Consider the following 22,865-nt stretch of genomic DNA (forward strand, 5'->3'; position numbering starts at 1 on the left):
CACCCCCCAGGGGCGCGGGGAACTGCGCGAGCAACCCACCGCGGTCCGCGGACGAACTACCGGCCCACTTCCTTCGTCACCAGTGCCACCGCCTCCTCCACGCTGTCCGTGACGTGGAACAGGAGCAGGTCGCGCTCGGAGGCCTTGCCGCCGCCGACCACCGTGTCGCGGAGCCAGTCGACCAGGCCGGCCCAGTACGCCGAGCCGAACAGGACGATCGGGAAGCGGGTCACCTTGCCGGTCTGGACGAGCGTGAGCGCCTCGAAGAGCTCGTCCAGCGTGCCGAGGCCGCCGGGCAGGACGACGAAGCCCTGCGCGTACTTCACGAACATCGTCTTGCGGACGAAGAAGTAGCGGAAGTTGACGCCGATGTCGACGTGCGGGTTGAGCCCCTGCTCGAAGGGGAGCTCGATGCCGAGGCCGACCGAGACGCCCCGCGCCTCGCGCGCCCCCCGGTTGGCCGCCTCCATCGCACCCGGACCACCGCCGGTGATCACCGCGAAGCCCGCCTCGACCAGCGCGTGCCCGATGGCCACGCCCGCCTCGTACTCCGGCGAGCCCACCGGCGTACGGGCCGAGCCGAAGACGCTGATGGCGCTGGGCAGTTCGGCGAGCGCGCCGAAGCCCTCCACGAACTCGGACTGGATGCGCATCACCCGCCAGGGGTCGGTGTGCACCCACTCCGAGTCGCCCTCGGTGTCGAGGAGCCGCTGGTCGGTGGTCCCGGCCTGGACCTGGTCGCGGCGGCGCAGCACCGGCCCGAGCCGCTGCTCAAGACGCTGTTCGCCCGGAAACTCTCCCTCGGGGTTGGCCATTGCGTGCTCCCTCCGCTGACTGAGTCATATGACGCGTCCGGCCAGGGTAGGACGACTTACGTTACGAATGACGAAATTCAGGCAGTCAGCCAGGCGTGAAGTCGCCGTTCGCAGTGGGTGATCCGGTCCACGGCCACGTGCTCGTCCCGCTTGTGCGCGTAGAGCGCGTCGCCGGGACCGTAGTTGACGGCGGGCACGCCGAGCGCGCCGAAGCGGGAGACGTCGGTCCAGCCGAACTTGGGCTGCGGGGTGCCGCCGACCGCCGCCATGAAGGCCGCGGCGGCCGGGTGCGAGAGCCCCGGCAGGGCCGCGCCCGAGTGGTCGTCGACGGTGAACTCGGTGATCTGGCAGTCCGCGAAGACCTCGCGGACGTGGGCCAGCGCCTCCTCGGCGGTGCGGTCCGGGGCGTAGCGGTAGTTGACGGTGACCGCGCAGGCGTCGGGGATGACGTTGTTGGCGACGCCGCCCTCGATCCGTACCGCGTTCAGGCCCTCGTGGTACTCCAGACCGTCGATCACCGGTCGGCGCGGCTCGTACGCGGCGAGCCTGGCCAGGATCGGGGCGGCCGCGTGGATGGCGTTGGACCCCATCCAGCTGCGCGCGGAGTGGGCGCGCTCGCCCGCCGTGTGCAGGATGACCCGCAGCGTGCCCTGGCAGCCGCCCTCGACCTGGGCGTCGGACGGCTCCAGGAGGACCGCGAAGTCGCCCTCGATCCAGTCAGGGTGTGCGTCTGCCACTTGGCCGAGACCGTTGAGGTGTGCGGCGACTTCTTCGTTGTCGTAGAAGACGAAGGTGAGGTCGCGGTTGGGCTCGGGGACGGTCGCGGCGATGCGCAGCTGGACGGCCACGCCGGACTTCATGTCCGAGGTGCCGCAGCCCCACAGGACGCCGTTCTCGTCGAGCCGGGACGGCACGTTGCCGGCGATCGGGACGGTGTCGATGTGCCCGGCGAGGACGACCCGCTCGGCCCGGCCCAGGTTCGTACGCGCGACGACGTTGTTGCCGTGGCGGTCCACGGTCAGATGCGGCAGCGTACGGAGGGCCGCCTCGATCGCGTCCGCGAGCGGCTTCTCCGTCCCGCTCTGAGACGGGAAGTCCACGAGCCACGCGGTGAGCGCGGGGCCGTCCAGGGTCAGGTCGAGTGCGCTGTCTGCCATGGACCCGACCCTAGCGCGGCCGTCCCGAGCTGGGCCGGGGTGTCCACAAGGGCATGGCCGGGGGCAGCCGTCCTGCCCTCCAGTACGGTGGTCCCCGTGTCCCAGCCCGTCATCCCCGACCGACCCGTAAGGCGCGGCCGCCTCTTCCGTATCGTGGCCGCGGCCGTCGTGCTGCTCGCCGTCGCCGGATATCTGGTGGTGCAGTACGTGAGCGGGGGGCCGGGGGCGCCGAGATGCACGGTGGGGTCCGGGGACGACACCTTCCGGCTCAGCCCCGAGCAGGCCGAGAACGCGGCGACCATCTCCGCGGTCGGCACCTCGCGCGGGATGCCCGAGCGGGCGGTGACGATCGCGCTGGCCACCGCGCTCCAGGAGTCGGGTCTGCGCAACATCACGCACGGCGACCGCGACTCGGTCGGCCTCTTCCAGCAGCGGCCCTCGCAGGGCTGGGGCACCGTGCAGCAGATCATGGACCCGGTCTACTCGGCCGGGAAGTTCTACCAGCGCCTGGCCGAGGTGCCCGGCTACTCGCGGCTGCCGCTCACCGTCGCCGCGCAGCGGGTCCAGCGCAGCGGCTTCCCGCAGGCCTACGCCAAGCACGAGCCGGACGCGGCGCTGCTCACCGCCGCCCTCACCGGCCGCACCCCCGCCTCGCTGACCTGCACGATCGCCAAGGACGCCCACCCGGGCGACCCGGCGAAGGTGCGCGCCGAGCTGGCCCGGGCGTTCGGCGCGGGGGTGGCCCCGGACCGGGGCGACGGGCGCGAGGTCACGGTCCCGGTGCGCACGCCGGCGCGCGCCGGCGCCAACGCCGAGGGCGGCGCCGAGCAGCGCGGCTGGGAGCTGGCCCACTGGGCGGTCGCGCACGCCGCGGCGTTCCGCGTCGAGCAGGTCTCGTACGCCGGGCGCACCTGGCGCGTGGACGGCTCCCGCAAGGGCTGGCACAAGGACGACACCGCGGCCGACGCGACCGCCACCAGCCAGAACGCGGGCGGCGAAACGAGCGGCGCGGAGAATTCCGGCGCGTTCGGCCAGGTCCGGATCCAGCTCGCCGGATAGCGCGCGACACCCGTTCGGACGGCCACCCGTGCGGGGCACAGATGGCTTTCGCGTACACCGTTTCGTACACCCACCCCCGCACCCGTCGGAAGAATCGTCAATTCCCTTGGGAACAAAGGGACCCGGCGGCGTTCAGCGTATTGTCACGGCGGTTCTTTTGCCCGTTTTTATCCGAAACCGATAATGCGACGCATTGCGAACTCTTTACCTGGGGCCTCCGCAACCTCCGCCGCACCCCGAGGAGTTGTCACAGCGTCCGAACGCCGTTCCTCCCGTCTCAAGGAGCATCATGTCCCTCCCCCTGACCCGTCGGATCGCCCGTGCCGCGCTGCTCATCGCGGCGGGTGCAGTTCCCGTGGTCGGCGCGGCCGGCGCGGCGAGCGCCGCGGCCCTTCCGGAGACCCCGAACCTGGGCGGTCTGACCGCACTCGACGGCGCCAACCTCGGCAACACCGTCGACGGCGCCGCGCAGAAGGCCACCGGCCTGGCGGGCGAAGCAGGCAGCAAGGCGGTCAAGCAGGCGGTCCCGGCCGCGGGCAAGGCCGTCGGCAAGGCGGGCAGGACGGCGACCCCGGCGGCCCAGAAGACGGCGGGCGACGCCGCGGGCAACGCGGGCGACCTCCTCGGCTCCACCACCAAGTCGGCCAGCCTGGACGGCCTCCCGGTCGGCGCCCCGCTGCCCACCGACGGCCTGCCCTCCACCGACCAGCTGCCGCTCAAGGGCCTGCCCGTCGGCTGAGCCGCGCGGCCGCGCCCCGCGCGGCAACACGGCCGAAGGGGCCCCGGGATCCTGTCCCCGGGGCCCCTTCTCGTACGTAAGAGCCCGTACTACTCGTTCAGCTGACCCAGCCGCTTGACGGCCGCCTCGACGCGCTCGTCCGTCGCCGTGAAGGCCACCCGCACGAACCGCTCGCCCGCCTCGCCGTAGAAGTCGCCGGGCGCCACGAGGATGCCCAGACCGGCGAGGTACGCCACGGTCTCCCAGCAGCCCTCGTCGCGGGTCGCCCACAGGTAGAGGCTGGCCTCGCTGTGCTCGATCCGGAAGCCGTGCTTGACCAGCGCGTCGCGCAGGGCGGTGCGGCGGGCCGCGTACCGCGCCCGCTGCTCCTGGACGTGCACGTCGTCGCCGAGCGCAGCCACCGTGGCCGCCTGGACGGGCGCGGCCGTCATCATCCCGCCGTGCTTGCGGATCTGGAGCAGCTCGCCGAGCACGGCCTCGTCGCCCGCGAGGAAGGCCGCGCGGTAGCCCGCGAGGTTGGACCGCTTGGAGAGCGAGTGGACGGCGACGATGCCCTCGTACGTACCGCCGCAGACGTCCGGGTGCAGCACCGAGACCGGCTCGGCCTCCCAGCCCAGCTCCAGGTAGCACTCGTCGGAGAAGACGAGGACGCCGTGCTCGCGCGCCCAGGCGACGATCCGCACCAGCTCGTCCTTGGCGAGGACGCGACCGGTCGGGTTGGACGGCGAGTTCAGCCAGAGGAGCTTGAGACCGGCCGGGTCGAGCTCGGTGGGGTCGTCGTAGACGACGGGCTCGGCGCCGCAGAGCCGGGCGCCCACCTCGTACGTCGGGTACGCGAGCCGCGGGTAGGCGACCTTGTCGCCCGCGCCGAGGCCGAGCTGGGTCGGCAGCCAGGCCACCAGCTCCTTGGACCCGACCACCGGCAGCACGTTGCGGTGGCCGACGCCGACCGCGCCGAGCCGGCGCCCGACCCAGCCGGTGAGCGCGTCGCGCAGCTCCGTGGTCCCCCACACCGTCGGATAGCCCGGCGAGTCCGCGGCCTCGACCAGCGCTTTCTGGATCAGCGCCGGGACCGGGTCGACCGGAGTGCCGACGGACAGGTCCACGATCCCGTCCGGGTGGGCCGAGGCCGTCGCCTTGTACGGCTCCAGCTTGTCCCAGGGGAAGACGGGCAGGCGTGCGGAGACTGCGCCCACGGAGGTGCTCACTTTCTCGTGCTCGGTCCCGTACTCAGTCGCGTACGGACGAAACGCCTCGGTCCCGTAGGGCGGTGGGCGCCGTACGGGACCGGGGGGACACGGGGTGTCAGTGTCAGTGCTCGCTGTCGGCGTTGATATCGGCGGGCAGCGCGGCGATGAAGGGGTGGTCGCGGTCGATCAGGCCGAGCTTGGAGGCGCCACCGGGCGAACCGAGCTCGTCGAAGAACTCGACGTTCGCCTTGTAGTAGTCCTTCCACTCCTCCGGGGTGTCGTCCTCGTAGAAGATGGCCTCGACCGGGCAGACCGGCTCACAGGCACCACAGTCGACACATTCGTCCGGGTGGATGTAGAGGGACCGCTTGCCCTCATAGATGCAGTCGACCGGGCACTCTTCGATGCATGCCTTGTCCTTAAGGTCGACACAAGGCTCCGCAATGACGTAGGTCACGCTGTCGTTCCTCCTCGATAGGGCGCGGCGGGCCGGTCTGCGGCTCCGTCCACGTGGCGCGCGGGAGCGCGGCGTCGTCGATGCCCACACCTAGTATCTCCGTTCCGGGGCGCGATCCGAACAGGAGGGGCGAAGAGAGCTGTGGAGTTCACCACCGGCGGACGGCTGGTCGTCAGAATCACGCCACAAGATCAGGGCAAACGCGTATCAGTCAGGCACCTGGCAATGACCGGGGAGTGGGGCGAGAAGTTCACCGACACGGTCGGCGTTCTCACATCGTGGGACGCCGGGGTGCTGTCGATCGTGCGCAGGAACGGGGAGACGGTCCGTATCCCCGAGCGCGAGATGGTCGCGGGCAAGGTCATCCCGGCCGAACCCGCCCGGCGCCGCGGGCCGGCCGCCACCTTCCGGGAGTTGGCGCTGGTCAGCGCACGCTCCTGGCAGCCCGTGGAGAGCGAGGCGCTGGGCGACTGGACGCTGCGGGCGGCCGGCGGATTCACCCGCCGGGCCAATTCGGTGCTGCCGCTCGGCGACCCCGGGATGCCGCTCGCGGACGCGCTGGCGTACGCGCGCGCCTGGTACACGGCCCGCGGTCTTCCCACGTACGTACAGGCGTCCACGGGCGCCGAGGGGACGCAGGAGGGCCTCTGTGTCGATCTTGAAAACTTTGGGTGGATTCGCGAGATAAGCGCCCAACTGCGGATCGCCGCACTTGCCCCGATCGGGGACCTCGACGCGGACGTCTCGCAGGTCGAGCTGTCCCGTTCCGTCGGTTCCGCCTGGCTCGCCCGCTACCAGCGCACCGGCACGCCCGGACCCCATGTGCTGAAGGTACTGGAGAGCGGCCCGTCGACGTGGTTCGCGACGGTGGCCGGGGACGCGGGCGGGGCACCCGCCGCGATCGGCCGGTGCGTGGTCGACGGCCGGTGGGCGGGGTTCATGGCGGTCGAGGTGGACCCGGGGCAGCGGCGCCGGGGCCTCGCGACGGCCGTGATGACCGCGCTGGCCCGGCAGGCCCTCGCCGAGGGGGCGTCGGCTGCGTGGCTCCAGGTGGAGACGGACAATGAAGGGGCCCGGGCCCTCTACGACGCCCAGGGCTTCGCCACCCACCACACCTACCACCACTTCCGGCACGGGTGAGCCCGCGGCGGACGTTGCGATCTCCATGAACGGGTACGAGGCGGATATGGATCCCGAGAGCCCCGGCGCCGAGGACTGGCGGCGGCAGTTCACCGAGGAGGCCCGGTCCGAGCGGCCGGACCTCGCGACGCTGTGCCTGCTGATCGGCGCGGTGGCCGATCCGGAGCTCGGGCAGCGGGGTCTCGACGACGCCCAGATGGAGCTGGACCGCCTCGCGGGCATGCTCCCGTACGGCGTCACCGGGGCCCGCGCCTGGGCGCTGGCCCTGGCCGAACTGCTCGGCTGCCGCTGTGAGTTCCGGGGCACCCCGGCCGAGTACCAGCGCCTGGAGTCCTCGCTCCTGCCGGAGGTCCTGCGCCGCCGCCGGGGCCTGCCGATCCTGCTCTCGGTGGTCTGGATGGAGGTGGCCCGCAGGGCCGGGGCGCCGGTGTACGGGGTGGCCCTGCCCGGCCACTTCGTGGTGGGCTTCGGGCGCCCGGAGGAGCGGGTGCTCGCGGATCCGTTCGACGGGGGCAGGCCGCTGACGGGCGCGGACGCGGAGCTCCTGGTGGCCGGGGCCACCGGCGCCCCGCTCGACCCGTCGATGCTCACCCCGGCCGACCCGCTGGCGATCGTGCTGCGCATCCTCAACAACATCCGCGCCTGGGCGGCGGCCCGCCCGGAGCAGAGCGCGGTCGCCCTGTGGGCCCTTGACCTCTCCCTGCTGCTGCCCACCCACCCGGCCCGGCTGCGCTACGACCGCGCCCAACTCCTGGTCCAGCGGGGCGACTTCCTCGCGGGTGCGGCGGAACTCGACCTGTACGCGGACGTCCTGGAGCCGGTGGAACCCCGCACGGCGGAGACGATCCGGGGGCGGGCGCGGGCGGCCCGGGCGATGCTGAACTGACCCCGGGCCCGTAGGAGTCCTACAACCAGCCCTTCTCCCGCGCGATCCCGACCGCCTCCGCCCTGTTGCGGGCCGCCAGCTTCTGGATGGCCATGGAGAGGTAGTTGCGGACCGTGCCCTGGGAGAGGGAGAGGGTGCGGGCGAGTTCCGCGTTGGTGGCGCCGTTCGCCGCCGCGCGCAGGACGTCGCGCTCGCGGTCGGTCAGCGGGTTGGCGCCCTCCGCGAGCGCGGCGGCGGCCAGCGTCGGGTCGATCACCCGCTCCCCCGCGAGCACCTTGCGTACCGCGGCCGCGAGCTGGGCGGCGGGGGCGTCCTTCACGAGGAAGGCGTCGGCGCCGGACTCCATGGCGCTGCGCAGATAGCCGGGGCGGCCGAACGTCGTCAGGACGACGATCTTGAGGGCGGGGAGCTCTTTGTGGAGCTCGGCCGCCGCCTCGATGCCGGTCTTGCCGGGCATCTCGATGTCGAGCAGCGCCACGTCGGGGGTGCAGGCGCGGGCTGCGCCCAGCACCTCGTCGCCCCTGGCCACCTGGGCGACCACCTCGAAGTCCGGCTCCAGGCCGAGCAGGGCGGCGAGTGCTTCGCGGACCATGGACTGGTCTTCGGCCAGGAGTAGGCGGATCATGCGGGGATTCTAGGCGCGGTTCTGGGTGCGCCGTTGTTTGGCTGCGGGTGGGTGGGGGGCTGGTCGCGCAGTTCCCCGCGCCCCTTAAATGCCGCTGCGCGGCAAGCCCCTGGGCGCCCCGGAGGGGCGCTTTTAGGGGCGCGGGGAACTGCGCGACCAGCCACAGACGGCCCGCAGACGAACACCGGGCTACAGAAGGGGCACCCTCGCCGTAAGCGTGAAGCCCTTGCCCTTCTGTGTCGACGGTTCCAGCTTGCCGGCCACCTCCGACAGGCGTTCCGCCAAGCCCGTCAAGCCGTTGCCCGCCGTCACGGCGGAACCCCCTCGGCCGTCGTCCGCGACCTTCAGCTCCAGGAAGCGGCCGTCCAGGGTCTGGCACTCCCCGAGGGTGATCACGCATCTGCGGGCGCCGCTGTGGCGGACCACGTTGGTGACGGCCTCGCGGACCACCCAGGCCAGGGCCTCCCCCGCGCCCGGGGGCAGGCCGGGCGGGAGTTCGGCCGCCACCGGCAGGTCCGCGGCCACCCCCGCCGCCGTCAACGCCGTGCGCGCCCCCGCCAGTTCCCCGGTGAGCGTCGCGCGGCGGTAGCCGGTGACCGCTTCCCGTACGTCCACCAGGGCCTGGCGGCTGACCTGTTCGATGTCGGCGACCTGCTGGGCCGCCTGGTCGGGGCGGTCGGGGAGCATCCGGCCCGCCAGCTCGCTCTTGAGCGTGATCAGGGAGAGCGAGTGGCCGAGCAGGTCGTGCAGATCGCGGGCGAGGCGCAGCCGCTCCTCGTTGGCCGCCAGCTGGGCCACGGTCGCGCGGGCCTGGCGCAGTTCCACGGTCGTACGCACCAGATGGCGCACGCCCGTCATGGCGAAGCCGCCGAGCAGGGCCGGGATCGCCAGGCCGGGCACGAAGTCGCTCCAGTCGCCCCTGGTGGTCAGGCCGATCAGGGCCATCGCGGCCGTCGCGCCCGGGATCGCCCAGCGCGCTAGCGGCAGCGGCAGCACCGCCCCGCAGCCGACCGACACGTACACGAAGAGCACCAGCCAGGGCGCGTCCAGGGTCAGCGAGGTGACCACCGCGATGGAGGCCAGGAAGACCAGTATCGAGGCGACCGTGGCGCGGGCGAAGGGGCGGGCGGTGTGGCGGAAGACCAGGGCCAGATAGACCGCGACGAACGCCACCAGGGCGAGCCAGCCGAGCACGGTCGCCCACGCCGTGTGCTCGCGCTTGAGGAGGTCGGAGACGGGGGCGCCGAGGAACGCCAGCCAGATGCCGATCCACAGCAGCTTGCGCAGCGCCTCCTGGCGGTTCTCCGGCGGGCGGCCGAACCCGGCCACGGGCTTGTGGTCTTCCGTCACCATCGTCACGCCTTCAGGGTGTCCTTCCGGTACAGCCAGGCCGCGCCGCCCGCGAAGAGCAGGAAGTAGACGGCGAGGACGGCCACGTCCAAGGCGCGCGGGGCGTTGCCCGCCTCGATGGCCTGCCCGAGCGCAGCGTACGCGTGGGTGGGCAGCCACTTGGCGAGCGACTGGAGCCAGGGCGCGAACGTCGTGGTGGGCATCCACAGGCCGCCCAGGATGGACAGGCCGAAGTAGATGATCATCGTGATCGGGCGGACCGCGTCACCGCTGGCGAGGTAGCCGATGGCCACGCCGAGCGCGGCGAAGCAGAGCGAGCCGGCCCAGATGGCGCCGGTCAGCGCCAGCCACTGCCAGGCGTCGAACCGTACGTCCTTGACGGTGGCCGCGACCAGGAAGACCACCACGATGCAGGGCAGGGTGACCACGGCGGCGCTGGCGATCTTCGCCAGGACGTAGCCGCGGCCGGGCAGCGCGGTCAGCCGCAGCTGGCGCACCCAGCCCTTCTCGCGCTCCTTGGCGATCTTCTCGCTGTTGCCCATCAGGACGGCGGTGATCGCGCCGAACGAGGCCATCGAGACCATGAAGAAGACGGGGAAGGTCAGATCGGTGCCGCCGATCCTGTCCGTGGTGTTCTGCGAGCCGGAGATCAGCAGGTAGAGCGCCGACGGGTAGATCACCGAGAAGAACATGAACTTCTTGTTCCGCAGGGTGCGGGTGATTTCCAGCTTGATCAGGGTGTTCATGCGGTCCTTGCCTCCTCGGCCTCGGTGATGGCGACGAAGGCCTGCTCCAGGCCGAGGCCCGCGACTTCGAGGTTGCGGGGGTACAGGCTCAGCCCGTAGAGCGCGTGCACGGTGGCGTCGGCGTCGGTGGACTGCAGGCGGACCGTGCGGCCCGAGACGTCGAACGAGGTCAGGAAGGGCAGCTCGCGCAGGACGCCCTCGTCGATCGGGCCCTCCAGGTCGAAGGCGATCCGGCGGGCGCCGGCCTTCGCCTTGATCTCGGACGCGGTGCCGTCGGCGAGCAGCCGGCCCTTGTGCAGGACCAGGACGCGGTCCGCGATCGCGTCCGCCTCCTCCAGGTAGTGGGTGGCGAACAGGACCGTACGGCCCTGCTGCGCCTGCTCGCGCATGGTCGCCCAGAACGCCTGGCGGGCGGTGACGTCCATGCCGGTGGTCGGCTCGTCCAGGACGATCAGGTCGTTGGCGCCGGCGGTGGCGAGCGCGAAGCGGACGCGCTGCTCCTGGCCGCCGGAGAGCTTGTTGACCATCCGGTCGGCGATCTGCGCGATGCCCGCGCGGTCCAGGACCTCCTCGACGGGGTGTGGACGCGGGTGCAGATCGCAGGCGAGCTTGACCAGCTCGCGGACCTTGGCCTCCTCCATCAGACCGCCGCTCTGGAGCATCGCGCCGACCCGGCCGTCCTTGATGGCCTGCTCGGGCGTGGTGCCGAAGAGGCGCACCGCGCCCGAGTCGGCGACCCGCAGCCCGAGGAGCAGGTCGAGCGTGGACGACTTGCCCGCGCCGTTCGGCCCGAGGAGCGCGACCGTCTCGCCGGGGTGCAGCTCCAGGGAGAGGTCGGCGACGGCGTGGACGTCGCCGTAGCTCTTGTTCACGTGCGCGAAGCTCACCACGGAGGTGGGGGTGGAGGTCGTTGTGGTCATGCCCCAAGGTTCGCCCGCGGGGCCCGGCCCGGGGCAGTGCCGGGTGTCGTGAGTGTCGGATGACAGATGTCATGCGGACGGCATGACACGGCCCCCGTACGCGTAGGACGTACGGGGGCCGGGAACGAAACCGCAGGTCAGCTCGGGTTCATCGATGAATCAGCTCGGGTTCAGCTCGATCGTCACGATGCGCTCCGCCGGGGTCTTGCCGCGCAGGGCGCCCTGCATCGCCTTGGCCACGTCGTCGGACGTCAGCTGGTGCTTCTGGCCGTCGCCCTTGGTGATCATCACGCCGTTGAAGGTGCTGCCCATGAGCTGCTCGATGGCCTTCTTGTCGTAGACCTCGACCAGCTTGCCCTCGATCGGCTTCATGGAAAGGATCTTCGGGAGCGACTTCTGCGGGCCGAAGTTGATCTGCTTGCCGCCCGCCTTGACGGTGATCAGGCCGGACATCGCGGGCTTGGCGAACTCGTTCATCGCCCGGTCGATCTCGGCCTGGGCGATGGTCGGCTGGCGGCTGGTGACCGGCAGCTGCACCTCGTTGGGCCTGCCCGTCCCGACCTGCGCCCGGTAGGCGTCCTTGACCGAGATCACCGAGCGGTCGACGTCGAGCGCCTTGCCCGCCTTGCCGGGTACGGCGACGGCCTTGCCCGGGACGAACTTGATCGTGCCCTCGACCGCCGAGCCCGAGGCGCCCGCGAGGTCGGTCAGCGCCACGCCCAGCTTCTCCTCGTCGACCGGGATGACCGGCTCGGCGACGCGCTTGCCGCCGAAGAGGGAGGAGATGACGGAGACCGGGTTGTAGTCGCTGCCCGCCGCGTTGCGCACGGTCGCCTGGCTGTCGAAGGTGAGGCCCGCCTTGTCGGCCGCGAGCGTCTCCTTCTTGCCGTCGACGGTGAGCCGCAGCGGCTGGGCCGCGCGCTTGCCGAGCGTGGCGTCGAGCTTGGCGACGGCCTGCTCCTTGCTGCCGCCGCCGATGTCGACGCCCAGGACCGTGGTGCCCTTGGGGACCTCGGAGTGGTTGAGCAGCAGGCCCGCGCCGTACGCGACACCGGCCAGGGCGAAGGCCGCGACGCCGAGCAGGACCAGCTTGGAGCGGCCCTTCTTCTTGGCGGGCGCGGGCGCGCTCGTACGGGCCGGGGCGGGCGGCTCCTGTGCCGCGCGCGGCCCGTCCGGCAGCCGGGGCGTGAGGTCGGGACCCGTGCCCGCGCCGCCGGGCGCGAACGGGGACCGGCCCTCCGCCGGTACGACCGGGATCCCGCTGGTCAGCGTGTCCCCGGAGACATGCCCGGCCGGCGGGGCCGGATTGCCCCCACCGCTCCCGGCACCCGGCACCGGGGCCGGGGCCTGCGGGGTCAGGATCGCCGTGTCGTCGGACATCTGGGGCACGGGCGGCGCCACGGGCCCGGGCCGCACGCCCTGGCCGCCCGGCACCGGGGTGCCGTGACTCGGCGTACCGCCGGGACCCTGCGCGCCCAGGACCGGGGTCCCGTGGCTCGGGGTGCCGTGCGGGCCGCCCGGCGCGCCGCCGAGCCGCTGCTGGCCCTTGCGGCTGCCGACCGGGCGGGTGGGCAGCGCGGCGGTGCCGGTGACCGGGCCGGTGGTGGGCCCGGCGGGACCGCCGTTGCCGGCGAGCGCGGAGCGGGCCGAGCCGTTGGCGGAGGCCGTACCGGGCCGGAAGCCGTTGGCGTCGGGGCCGGGCGCGAAGCCGTTGGAGCCGTTGGCGGAGGCGAAGTCCCCGCCGTTGGTGCCGGTGCCGTTGCCGAAGGCGTCCGCGCCCGTGGCCGGGCCGTCGGCGGGCGCGCCCTGCGGGCCGTCCGAGAAGTACGGGAGGTTCGCGCGCGGCGTGCCGGACGGCGGGGTCGCGCCGGAGCCCGCCTTGCGGGGCGCGAACCAGTCGCTGGCGGGCTTCTCCTCGGCCGCGGGCGCGGCGGCCGCGGCCGCCTCCTGGGCCTCGGCGGCCTGTGCGCGCTCGCTCTCGGCGGCGGACGCCTTGTCGGCGTCGCTCACCGGCGTTCTCATCACGACCGGCGGAATGGGCCGGGACCCGGGGATGTTGATCCGGATACGCGTCGTCAGCGTGGTCTCGGTCTTCGGCTCGTCCGGCTCGGCGACGGCGGCTTCCGGGGCGTCGTGCGCCGGAGAGTGCGGCGTTCCGTACGGCGGGGTACCCGACGGGTACGCAGCTCCGCCGCGCCCCTGGGGGCCGGAGGTCGAACTGTCAGTTTCACGACTCAAGGCAGGTTCTCTCCCGATCGGCTCCACCACCCGCTCTTGTCTCGAATTCCTCTGTGCGGGCGGCTCGGCGGCGCGCACCACCATACTGGCCGCCGCCGAGAAGCACCGGACGGCCCGGGGAAGCGGGGCACCACACCCTGTACTGCGCCGCCGCGACCGCGCACGTCACTTGCCAAGTCGGACCGAATCACGGGGCGGTTGCACCAGGACGCCGACCGTGGCGCAGATCACAGCCGCGGCCATCCCGCCGAGCAGGAAGACGTACGAGCCGAGCCCCGCGCCGAAGACGAAGTCGCCCTCGGGCCGGGTGGCGGTCAGGAACAGCACGGCGACCAGCCATCCCGCGCCCGCCGCACCGACCCCGGCCCGGCTGCCCGTCAGGTTCGTACCGACGTAGAAGAGTCCGCCCGCGGCGGCCAGCGAGAGCAGCAATCCGCCGGGGAACCAGGCGGCTTGGACGAGCGCGCCCGCGGCCCCGGTGAGCGCGCCGAGCACGAACAGGCCCACGAAGGCGGCGATCCGCCCGGGGCGGGCGCCCGCCGTACGGGAGTTGACGGACGGAGCGGACGTACGGGACGAAGTGCTCATCGCGCGTCCACCCCGGCGAACAGGTCGTGCTCGCGCTCTCCGGCCGGGGCCCCGGACTCGCCGTCGACCAACTCGTAGTACTCGACGGAGAAGAGCGGCTGGCCCAGGTCGTTGGAGAGCGCGAAGAACGGGCCGTCCACGGCGATCTGCGTGACGTGCGCCCGCATCGCGGCGGCCTTGGCCCCGGCGTGGGCGGCGCCGTCGATCTCGGCGGTGATCCGCCCGTCCTCGACGACGCCCGGGATGTCGCCGACGTCGGCGATCCCGGGGAAGGAGACCCCGGAGGCGCGCAGCCGCGCGAAACCGGCCTCGGCCACCGAGCGGGGCACCCGGTTCCAGTAGGTCTTGGCGATGGTGTGCGGCTCGCCCAGGTCGGGGCGGTAGGTGGGCTCGGCGGCCAGTTCGGCGGCGCGCATCGCCACCCGGTGGGCCTGGATGTGGTCGGGGTGGCCGTACCCGCCGTTCGGGTCGTACGTCACCAGGACCTGCGGGCGGACCTCGCGGATCACCTCGACCAGATGGGGGGCCGCGTCGTCCACGTCGGTGTTCCAGAAGGCGCCCGCGCGGCGGTTCTGCTCCAGGCCCATCATCCCGGAGTCGCGGAAGCGGCCGGGGCCGCCGAGGAAGCGGTGGTCGGTGACCCCGAGCTCCTTCATCGCGGCCGCTAGTTCGCCGACCCGGTGGGCGCCGAGGCGGTCCTCGCGGTCGGCGGCGAGGTGCGCCAGGTCGGCCGGGATGACCTCGCCCTCCTCGCCGAGGGTGCAGGTCACCAGCGTGACCAGCGCGCCTTCGGCGGCATAGCGGGCCATGGTGGCGCCGTTGTTGATCGACTCGTCGTCGGGGTGCGCGTGCACCAGGAGCAGCCGCCGGGCGGGGAGATCCGTCATACGGGACAGCCTACGAGGCATGCCGCGCGGCGGCATGCCTCGGATCCCCCGGCCGTGCCGGGCGGCGGCACGGCCGTCAGAACTTGATGTCGCTGATCATGCCCGCGACGTTGTTGGAGAGGTCGTTGATGGTGGGGGCCATGGACGAGCTGGCGAGGTAGAAGCCGAGCAGGGTGCAGACCACCGCGTGTCCGGCCTTCAGCCCGGACTTCCTGACCAGCAGGAAGACGATGATCGCCAGCAGCACCACCGCCGAAATCGAGAGTGCCACGGCGGTTCACCTCCATCTGTCGGTCGGGCAGAGCCAGTCGGTAGGGGCAGAGCAGCGTGCCAGGGGGCATGCAGAGTCATACCCACCCCCCACTATGGATCATAACTATCCGGCGGAACGCATTGATCGGTGCACGGGCGCACAAGGGGCGCACACCCCCCACGTACGAGCAGGTGCGGGCGGGTGCCGCTAGGTTCGCCCCATGACCTCAATTGCCCCCGGAAAGACCTCGTTTCCCCGTCAGTACGCCAGGACCCAGCGCTTCACGCTCGGTGCGCCCCGCGCCTTCACGGTGGCGCCGGACGGCAGCCGGGTGGCCTTTCTGAGGGCGCCCGGGGGTACGGATCCGGCCAACAGCCTGTGGGTGCTCGATCTGGAGGACGGCGCGCGCGAACGGCTCGCGGCGGACCCCCGGGCGCTCCTCGGCGGCGCCTCCGAGGAGCTGTCGGAGCAGGAGAAGGCGCGGCGCGAGCGCAGCCGCGAGGGCGCGGCGGGCATCGTCGGCTATGCGACCGACGCGGCCGTCGAGTTGGCCGCGTTCACGCTCTCGGGCCGGCTGTTCACGGCCGAGCTGCGGGCCGGGACCACCCGTGAACTCCCCGTGCCGGGCCCGGTGATCGACCCGAGGCCCTCGCCCGACGGCCGTCTGGTCGCCTATGTGGCGCGGGGCGCCCTGCGGGTCACCGGAGCGGACGGCGAGGGCGACCGGGCGCTGGCCGAGCCGGAGTCGCCGGAGATCGCCTACGGTCTCGCGGAGTTCATCGCGGCCGAGGAGATGGGCCGCCCGCGGGGTTACTGGTGGTCCCCCGACGGGGACGCGCTGCTCGTGGCGCGGGCCGACGAGAGCCCCGTGCGGCGCTGGTGGATCTCCGACCCGGCCAACCCCGACCGCGAGCCGCAGCGGGTCGCCTATCCGGCGGCGGGCACGCCCAACGCCGAGGTGCGGCTGTTCCTGTACGGGCTCGACGGCTCCCGGACCGAGGTCGTCTGGGACCGGGTGCGCTACCCGTACCTGGCGCGGGTGCACTGGTCGGCGGCGGGTGCGCCGCTGCTCCTGGTGCAGGCCCGGGACCAGCGGGTGCAGCTGCACCTGGCCGTCGAACCCGCCTCGGGGACGACCCGGACGGTCCACGCGGACGAGGACGCGGTGTGGCTCGATCTTTTCCCCGGTGTCCCGGCCTGGGCGCCGGACGGCCGGCTGGTGCGGATCGCGGACGAGGGCGGGGCGCGCGTGCTCGCGGCGGGCGACCGTCCGCTGACCGGAGGGCAGCTGCAGATCCGGGCCGTGCTCGACATCGGGGACGACGACATCCTGGTCTCGGCGTCGGCCGGCGAGGCGGCCCGTGCTCCCGAAACCGGGGAGATCCATGTGTACCGGGTCAATGAGCTGGGTATCGAGCGGGTTTCGGAGGGTGTCGGGGTGCACTCGGCGGTCCGGGGCGGACCGGTGACGGTTCTCACTTCGGCCCGTCCGGACAGCCCGGGCACCACGGTCCGGGTGGAGCGGGACGGCAAGACGGTCGCGGTGGTCGACTCGTACGCGGAGACTCCCGTGCTCACGGCCCGGGTCCGGCTGACCGAGGGGGGCGCACGGCGGATCCCATGCGCCGTACTGCTCCCCGCCGACTACTCGGAATCGGACGGTCCCCTTCCTGTGCTGATGGACCCCTACGGCGGCCCCCACGGCCCGCGGGTCCACGCCGCCCACAACGCCCATCTCACCTCGCAGTGGTTCGCGGACCAGGGGTTCGCGGTGATCGTGGCGGACGGGCGCGGCGCCCCCGGCCGCTCCCCCGGCTGGGAGAAGGCGATCCGGGACGACTTCACGCTCACCCTCGACGACCAGATCGAGGCGCTGCACGGCCTCGCGGGCACCTTCCCGCTGGATCTGGGCCGGGTGGCGATGCGCGGCTGGTCCTACGGCGGCTATCTGTCGGCGCTCGCGGTGCTGCGTCGGCCCGACGTCTTCCACGCGGGGATCGCGGGCGCGCCGGTGACCGACTGGCGGCTCTACGACACCCACTACACCGAGCGCTACCTCGGCGACCCGCAGGGCAGCCCCTCGGTGTACGAGGCGAACTCGCTGGTCACCGACTCCGGGCTGTCCCAACCGGCCGAGCAGCACCGGCCGTTGATGCTCATCCACGGTCTCGCGGACGACAATGTGGTGGCCGCACACACCCTGCGGCTCTCCTCGGCCCTGCTCGCCGCCGGACGCCCCCATGAGGTGCTGCCGCTCACGGGCGTGACCCATATGACCCCGCAGGAGCAGGTGGCGGAGAACCTTCTGCTGCTCCAAGTGGACTTCCTGAAGCGCTCGTTGGGGATCTGAGCCCCGCTCCCCGCCGCTCGCGCACCTCACCAGCCGGGTGGCGGGGAGGAGGGCGGCGGGGGCGGCCCGAAGCCCCGGGGCGGCGGGCCGAAGCCGCCGTGGCTGTCCTGCGGGCCCTGCGGCGAGTAAGGCGTGTACGGCGGGTAGGCCGGCGCCCACGGCGTCCCGGGCGCGCCCGCCGGGTCCTCGGGGCCGCGCCGGGCGAGCACCGGGATCAGGGCGAGACCGGCGGCCAGCTGGAAGAACCACGTCACCACCTGCAGCTGGGCGCTGGCCTCCAAGTCCCCGAAGCGGTCGAGCAGTTCGAACCGTACGGCCAGGCTGATACCGGTGGCGCCCGAGGCGGCGAGGACGGCGGCCGCCACCAGGCCGAGCGGCCGTACGTAGACGGCGCGTGCCAGGCCGCCGCCCGCGGCCGTCAGCGCGATCGCCGCGAGGACGAGGGACGCCCAGCCGCCGGGCAGCCACAGCAGCGGCAGGTGCTTGCCGGTGAACCGCGTCCTGTACAGGTCGCCGGAGAGTTCCACGGACCAGTAGATCTCCCAGGCCACCGCCACCAGGCCGGCCGCGCCGAGCAGCAGGAACGCGGTGGTGCCGGCGCCCGCGCCGGGCCGGGTCCGCGGCCTCGGGCCCGGGGCCGCGTCGGGTCTGCGGCCGGCGGCGGCCGTGATCACCAGGGCGAGCCCGGCCGCGAGCGCCGCGAAGGTGCTGAGCAGCGCCCGCCGGTGCAGATCGTGCAGGGCGGTCGAGTCCGTCCAGTCGTCGTGCAGCACCCACAGCGAGGAGACCCGCAGCGCCGCGGTGACCGCGCCGACGCAGCACAGCACGGCCGCGGCGGACGGTGAGCGGGGCACGACCGCGGCCGCCACCGCGTAGACCACGAGCAGGACGGGGTCGAGGATGCCGGTGGTCAGCGGGGCGCGGCCGCCGCGCTTGGGCGCGCCGGTCCAGAACCACCAGAGGTCGCCCAGGCTGCGGGCGGCGTGGATGTCACGGGCGACCCAGGCGGCCGCGAGCAGCGCGAGGAAGGCGCACAGGACGGCGCCGGTCAGCCGGGCTCCGGCCGTGAGTGTCTGTGGCTGCGTCATGCCCCTTGCCGTCCCCCCGGTTGGCGTGGCGAGCGCCTGCTCGGGCGAATCTTCCACCCGCGGTGCTCGGATGGACAAGAGGGGTGCGTGACCCGGGCGTGGCGTGGGCGGCCGACCGGGACGACTTGACCGCCCCGGCCGGCCTACGGCACCCGCACGGCCGTACGGTGTTCAGCGTGACGCGTTCGTATATCGGTGTTGCGTCAGTCAAGTTGCCTGCTTGTTAACGAAATTGATGGGCATTTATGGAGTCATGTCGCCCGCTCCGCCGCCCTGTCAAGCACGCAGTCGCCTCGATGTGCGAAATCTTGTGCCAAGTTCTCCCGTGATCACACACAAGCATGCTCAAACCTCTTGACGCACAAGGCCGGGCCCATGAATGTTCCGGTCAATCAATGACGCCTTCGGGCGCCGTTCGACTCTCTCGGTGCGGGGGCTATGCGCGATGACGAGTTCAACCCAGGCCGCCACAGAACCAACTGATCCCCTTCCGCCCGGCGGGGATTCCGGAACGGGCACGGGACTGACGGCGACCGAACTCATTGGACGCTCTCCCGGCAGTCTCGCCTGGACGAGATTCAAACGCGACCGGGTGGGCATCGCCTGCGCGGTCACGGTGCTCGCCTTCATTCTCATCGCCTTCGCGGCACCCTTGATCGCGAAGCTGTACGGCAAAGATCCTTATCAGCTCTACGGTCAGGACCGCGGGCTGCTGAACAGCTACGGCATTCCGCTGAAGCCCAACGGCGGCGTCGACGGGGACTTCTGGTTCGGCGTCGAGCCGAACCTGGGCCGCGATGTGTTCACGCTGCTGATCTACGGGATCCGGACCTCGCTGTTCATCTCGCTGGCGGTCACCATCGTCTCGGTGGTCACCGGGGTGCTGATCGGCCTGGTCCAGGGCTATATGCACGGCAAGGTCGACTACTTCCTCGGCCGGTTCTCGGACCTGATGCTGTCGTTCCCCCAGCAGTTGTTCTTCATCGCCTTCACCCCGGTGATCGTGGCGCTGTTCGTCTCGCCCCGGGACGAGGAGCCCACGTACGTGCGGATCGTGGCACTGATCCTGGTGCAGTTCCTGCTCGGGTGGATGGTGGTGGGCCGGCTGGTGCGGGCCCAGGTGCTCTCGCTGCGGGAGCGCGAGTTCATCGAGGCGGCCAGACTCAGCGGCGCCTCGAACTGGCGGATCATCCGCAAGGAAGTCCTGCCGAACATCTGGTCGACCGTCCTCGTCCAGGCCACACTCCTGCTTCCGGCCAATGTCACCGCGGAGGCGGGACTTTCCTTTCTGGGTGTCGGTATCCAGCCACCGACCCCGGACTGGGGGCTGCTTTTCCAGTCGGGCGCCTCGTACTTCGAGTCCGACGTCACCTTCATGTTCTTCCCCGGCATCGCGATGCTGATCTTCGTCGTCGCCTTCAACCTGCTCGGGGATTCGGTCCGGGACGCACTCGACCCCAAGACCGTCCGCTGAACCGTCCACATCCTGACAGGCAGGAATCAATGAGAATTCGCAAGGCGCGCTACGCCTCCGCGTTTCTGGCGGTGGGGGCTTTGACACTGTCTGCTGCGTGCAGCAGCGGCGGAGCCGACGACGAGAAGAAACCCGCGGGCGACGACAAGAAGGCGTCGGTGCAGAACTTCGGCATCGGCTCCAAGGCCGACTCCACCGGACCGGCGGTGCCCGTCGAGGGCGCCAAGCCGGGGGGCACGGCCTATGACCTGGACCAGGCGGGCTTCGACTATCTGGACCCGGGCCAGCAGTACGTCAGCGACATGCTCTCGCTGCAGCTGCTCTACAACCGCTCGCTGACCGGCTACAAGATCGACGCCAAGACCGGCAAAACGATTCTGGTGGGCGACCTCGCCACCGACACGGGCACCTCCTCGGACGGCGCCAAGACCTGGACGTACACGCTCAAGGACAACCTGAAGTTCGAGGACGGCTCGCCGATCACGTCCAAGGACATCAAGTACGGCATCGAGCGGCTCTTCGCGGACTACCAGACGCAGGGCCCGCAGTACGTCCAGAAGTGGATGCTCGGCGTCGACTACCGCAAGGCCTACAAGGGCCCGTACGACGGCAAGGAGCTGCCGGACACGGCCCTGGCGACGCCGAACGACAAGACCATCGTCTTCCACTTCAAGGAAGCGCACGCGGACGCCCCGTACGCGATGTCGATGCCGAACGTCTCGCCGGTGCCCAAGGCCAAGGACGACAAGCAGAAGTACAACAACCACCCGGTCGCCTCCGGCCCGTACAAGATCGCGGACTACAAGCCGGGCAAGTCGCTGTCGTTCGTGCGCAACACCAACTGGGACCCCAAGAGCGACCCGATCCGCAACGCCTACCCCGACAAGTGGGAGTTCCAGCTCGGCATCGCCGAGCCGGGCCTCACCAACCGGATGGCCGCCCAGTCCGGGCCCGACAAGTACGCCGTGAACATGTCCGGCTCCGCGGACCCGTCGAAGATGCAGACGCTGACGACGGACTCGCAGTACAAGCCCCGGATCGTCAACGAGTACCAGCCGTACGTCGAGGTCATCAACATCAACACCAAGCGGATCACCAACCCCAAGGTCCGCCAGGCGCTCATGTACGCCTTCCCGATGCAGCAGGTCCAGCAGGCGTTCGGCGGTGGCGCGCAGGGTGAGCTCGGCACCACGCTGATCAGCCCGACGGTGGCCGGCTGGCAGAAGTTCGACCCGTTCGGCAAGCTCGCCAAGCCCATGGGCGACCCCGAGAAGGCCAAGGCGCTCCTGAAGGAGGCCGGGGTCACCGGACCGGTCAAGCTCTCCTACGCGTACGCCAACACCCCGCGCTGGCAGAACGTCTCGCTGACCATCCAGAAGGCGCTGGAGAAGGCCGGCTTCCAGGTGGAGCGCAAGGCCATCGACCCGACCTCGTACTACACGGTGGTCGGCAAGGTGAACACGCCGTACGACATCTACCGCACCGGCTGGGGCGCCGACTGGCCCAGCGCCTCGACCGTGGTGCCGCCGACCCTGGACGGCCGCAACCTCCAGGACGGCACCAACAACTACTCGTTCCTCAACGACCCCAAGGTGAACTCCGAGATCGACCGGATCATGGCGCTCACCGACATCACCAAGCAGAACGACGAGTGGCGCAAGCTCTCCGAGTACGTGCTCCAGACCGACACGTCGCAGATCCCGTTCATCTACGACAAGTACTTCAACCTGCACGGCGACGGCCTCGGCGGCGTCACCTACAACCAGGTGTTCGGCACCATCAACCCGAGCACCATCTTCGTGAAGCAGTAGCCGTGGCGGCCCGGTCCCCGGCCCGCCTCACGGGCCGGGGACCGCATACAGACGGAAGAGTCCGATGCTCCGCTTCCTTGTGCGACGACTGCTCGGCGCCGCGGTCATCCTGCTGCTGATCAGCGCCATCACGTACTTCCTCTTCTTCTTCCTGCCCTCCGACCCCGCGCTGCTCTCCTGCGGCAAGAACTGCGACCCGCAGAACGTCGCGCTGATCCGCAAGAACCTGGGGCTCGACCATCCGATCTGGGTCCAGTACTGGCACTTCATGGTGGGCATCTTCGCCGGGCGCGACATGCCCGTCGGGCACTGCCCGGCGCCCTGCTTCGGCTACTCCTTCGCCGACCAGCAGCTGGTGTGGAACACCATCTCCGACCGCTATCCCACGACGCTCTCGCTGGGCGTCGGCGGCGCCGCGATCTTCCTGACCGTCGGCGTCGGCCTCGGCATGGTCTCCGCCTGGCAGCAGGGCAAGCTCTTCGACCGGATCGCGAGCGCGGCCTCGCTGCTCGGCCAGTCCGTGCAGATCTACTTCATCGGCCCGATCGCCATCCTGCTGCTCTCCACCAAGACGCACGTCTTCAACCGCGGCCACGACCCCGACTGGACCGGCGACCCGGCCGGCTCGGCGGCCGGCCTGCTGCTGCCCTGTCTGATCCTGTCGGTGATCTTCTGGTCCAACTACAGCCGCCAGACCCGGTCGTTGATGGTCGAGCAGATGTCGGAGGACCATATCCGCGCGGCCCGCGCCAAGGGCATGAGCTCGCGCTACGTCTTCCTGCGGTACGCGCTGCGCGGCGCGATGGCCACCGTCATCACCATCTTCGGCGTCGACCTCAGCGCGGTGCTCGGCGGCGCGATCATCACCGAGGTCACCTTCGGCCTGCACGGCCTCGGCTCGCTCTCGGTGCAGGCCGTGCTCCGCAGCGACCTGCCCCTGGAGATGGCCGTGATGCTCATCGGCGCCACGATCATCGTCCTCTGCAACATCGTCGTCGACATGGCGTACGCCTTCATCGATCCGCGGATCCGGCTCGCCTGAGAGCTCGTCGTCCCTTCCGATCCCGCACCCCCGGGATCCCGGAACTCTGA

Annotated in this window: 21 protein-coding genes; 8 read left to right on the plus strand and 13 right to left on the minus strand. The window is 71.5% G+C overall.

Annotated elements, in window-relative coordinates:
* Positions 1 to 56 precede the first annotated feature (56 nt).
* Positions 57 to 815 carry a TIGR00730 family Rossman fold protein gene (locus QIY60_RS07670; protein WP_190089996.1) on the minus strand — a complete coding sequence of 253 codons (759 nt, stop codon included), beginning with the start codon at positions 813 to 815 and terminating at the stop codon, positions 57 to 59.
* 77 nt (positions 816 to 892) lie between these two features.
* A complete protein-coding gene (gene dapE, locus QIY60_RS07675) occupies positions 893 to 1,972 on the minus strand; it encodes a succinyl-diaminopimelate desuccinylase (RefSeq protein WP_283141718.1) in 1,080 nt (359 codons plus the stop codon).
* 96 nt (positions 1,973 to 2,068) lie between these two features.
* Here dapE and QIY60_RS07680 point away from each other — a divergent pair, with 96 nt between their 5' ends.
* Both QIY60_RS07680 and QIY60_RS07685 read left to right on the plus strand, forming a co-directional pair.
* Positions 2,069 to 3,031: a hypothetical protein gene (locus tag QIY60_RS07680; protein ID WP_283141719.1), complete on the plus strand. Its 963-nt coding sequence runs from the start codon at positions 2,069 to 2,071 to the stop codon at positions 3,029 to 3,031.
* 289 nt (positions 3,032 to 3,320) lie between these two features.
* Positions 3,321 to 3,770: an ATP-binding protein gene (locus QIY60_RS07685; RefSeq protein WP_283141720.1), complete on the plus strand. Its 450-nt coding sequence runs from the start codon at positions 3,321 to 3,323 to the stop codon at positions 3,768 to 3,770.
* Positions 3,771 to 3,859: 89 nt separating this feature from the next.
* Here QIY60_RS07685 and QIY60_RS07690 read toward each other — a convergent pair whose 3' ends face one another.
* Complete coding sequence (locus QIY60_RS07690; RefSeq protein WP_283141721.1) at positions 3,860 to 4,966, minus strand: bifunctional succinyldiaminopimelate transaminase/glutamate-prephenate aminotransferase; 1,107 nt, start codon at positions 4,964 to 4,966, stop codon at positions 3,860 to 3,862.
* A gap of 115 nt (positions 4,967 to 5,081) precedes the next feature.
* Positions 5,082 to 5,417 carry a ferredoxin gene (gene fdxA, locus QIY60_RS07695; protein WP_283141722.1) on the minus strand — a complete coding sequence of 112 codons (336 nt, stop codon included), beginning with the start codon at positions 5,415 to 5,417 and terminating at the stop codon, positions 5,082 to 5,084.
* Between the two features lie 141 nt (positions 5,418 to 5,558).
* Between fdxA and QIY60_RS07700 the strand changes: the two genes are divergently transcribed.
* Together QIY60_RS07700 and QIY60_RS07705 are read left to right on the plus strand one after the other, a co-directional pair.
* Complete coding sequence (locus tag QIY60_RS07700) at positions 5,559 to 6,557, plus strand: GNAT family N-acetyltransferase (RefSeq protein WP_283141723.1); 999 nt, start codon at positions 5,559 to 5,561, stop codon at positions 6,555 to 6,557.
* A 46-nt stretch (positions 6,558 to 6,603) separates the two neighbouring features.
* Positions 6,604 to 7,443, plus strand: a complete 840-nt coding sequence (locus tag QIY60_RS07705; protein WP_283141724.1) for a transglutaminase-like domain-containing protein — start codon at positions 6,604 to 6,606, stop codon at positions 7,441 to 7,443.
* 19 nt (positions 7,444 to 7,462) lie between these two features.
* On the opposite strand, the gene QIY60_RS07710 is transcribed toward QIY60_RS07705, so the two are convergent.
* The 8 genes from QIY60_RS07710 to QIY60_RS07745 all read right to left on the minus strand — a co-directional run bounded on the left by QIY60_RS07710 (position 7,463) and on the right by QIY60_RS07745 (position 15,068).
* Entirely contained in the window at positions 7,463 to 8,068 is a 606-nt protein-coding gene (locus tag QIY60_RS07710) for a response regulator transcription factor (protein ID WP_283141725.1), read from the minus strand.
* Between the two features lie 189 nt (positions 8,069 to 8,257).
* The gene (locus tag QIY60_RS07715) at positions 8,258 to 9,421 is read right to left on the minus strand and encodes a sensor histidine kinase (RefSeq protein ID WP_283145850.1); all 1,164 of its coding nucleotides are present in this window, start codon (positions 9,419 to 9,421) and stop codon (positions 8,258 to 8,260) included.
* 2 nt (positions 9,422 to 9,423) lie between these two features.
* The gene (locus QIY60_RS07720) at positions 9,424 to 10,164 is read right to left on the minus strand and encodes an ABC transporter permease (RefSeq protein WP_283141726.1); all 741 of its coding nucleotides are present in this window, start codon (positions 10,162 to 10,164) and stop codon (positions 9,424 to 9,426) included.
* Positions 10,161 to 11,084, minus strand: a complete 924-nt coding sequence (locus QIY60_RS07725) for an ABC transporter ATP-binding protein (protein WP_283141727.1) — start codon at positions 11,082 to 11,084, stop codon at positions 10,161 to 10,163. The genes QIY60_RS07720 and QIY60_RS07725 overlap by 4 nt, the downstream gene beginning before the upstream one ends.
* Before the next feature lie 159 nt (positions 11,085 to 11,243).
* Positions 11,244 to 13,322, minus strand: coding sequence for a hypothetical protein (locus tag QIY60_RS07730; protein WP_283141728.1), 2,079 nt, complete (start codon positions 13,320 to 13,322; stop codon positions 11,244 to 11,246).
* 165 nt (positions 13,323 to 13,487) lie between these two features.
* A complete protein-coding gene (locus tag QIY60_RS07735; RefSeq protein ID WP_283141729.1) occupies positions 13,488 to 13,910 on the minus strand; it encodes a DUF6113 family protein in 423 nt (140 codons plus the stop codon).
* A complete protein-coding gene (gene mshB / locus QIY60_RS07740; RefSeq protein WP_283141730.1) occupies positions 13,907 to 14,797 on the minus strand; it encodes an N-acetyl-1-D-myo-inositol-2-amino-2-deoxy-alpha-D-glucopyranoside deacetylase in 891 nt (296 codons plus the stop codon). The genes QIY60_RS07735 and mshB overlap by 4 nt, the downstream gene beginning before the upstream one ends.
* 76 nt (positions 14,798 to 14,873) lie before the next feature.
* Complete coding sequence (locus QIY60_RS07745) at positions 14,874 to 15,068, minus strand: hypothetical protein (RefSeq protein ID WP_101389912.1); 195 nt, start codon at positions 15,066 to 15,068, stop codon at positions 14,874 to 14,876.
* Positions 15,069 to 15,270: 202 nt separating this feature from the next.
* On the opposite strand from QIY60_RS07745, the gene QIY60_RS07750 reads away from it, so the two are divergent.
* Positions 15,271 to 17,400 (plus strand): prolyl oligopeptidase family serine peptidase, encoded by a 2,130-nt coding sequence (locus QIY60_RS07750; protein ID WP_283141731.1) that lies wholly within the window; start codon positions 15,271 to 15,273, stop codon positions 17,398 to 17,400.
* 26 nt (positions 17,401 to 17,426) lie between these two features.
* On the opposite strand, the gene QIY60_RS07755 is transcribed toward QIY60_RS07750, so the two are convergent.
* The gene (locus QIY60_RS07755) at positions 17,427 to 18,488 is read right to left on the minus strand and encodes a hypothetical protein (protein ID WP_283141732.1); all 1,062 of its coding nucleotides are present in this window, start codon (positions 18,486 to 18,488) and stop codon (positions 17,427 to 17,429) included.
* A 445-nt stretch (positions 18,489 to 18,933) separates the two neighbouring features.
* On the opposite strand from QIY60_RS07755, the gene QIY60_RS07760 reads away from it, so the two are divergent.
* The 3 genes from QIY60_RS07760 to QIY60_RS07770 all read left to right on the plus strand — a co-directional run bounded on the left by QIY60_RS07760 (position 18,934) and on the right by QIY60_RS07770 (position 22,815).
* Positions 18,934 to 19,962 (plus strand): ABC transporter permease, encoded by a 1,029-nt coding sequence (locus QIY60_RS07760; RefSeq protein WP_283141733.1) that lies wholly within the window; start codon positions 18,934 to 18,936, stop codon positions 19,960 to 19,962.
* A 71-nt stretch (positions 19,963 to 20,033) separates the two neighbouring features.
* Complete coding sequence (locus tag QIY60_RS07765; RefSeq protein WP_349253985.1) at positions 20,034 to 21,773, plus strand: ABC transporter substrate-binding protein; 1,740 nt, start codon at positions 20,034 to 20,036, stop codon at positions 21,771 to 21,773.
* 64 nt (positions 21,774 to 21,837) lie between these two features.
* Positions 21,838 to 22,815, plus strand: a complete 978-nt coding sequence (locus QIY60_RS07770; protein WP_283141735.1) for an ABC transporter permease — start codon at positions 21,838 to 21,840, stop codon at positions 22,813 to 22,815.
* Positions 22,816 to 22,865: the final 50 nt, after the last annotated feature.

Origin of the sequence: Streptomyces sp. BPTC-684 (assembly GCF_030028635.1) — a bacterium.
GTDB classification, from domain to species: Bacteria; Actinomycetota; Actinomycetes; order Streptomycetales; family Streptomycetaceae; genus Streptomyces; species Streptomyces noboritoensis.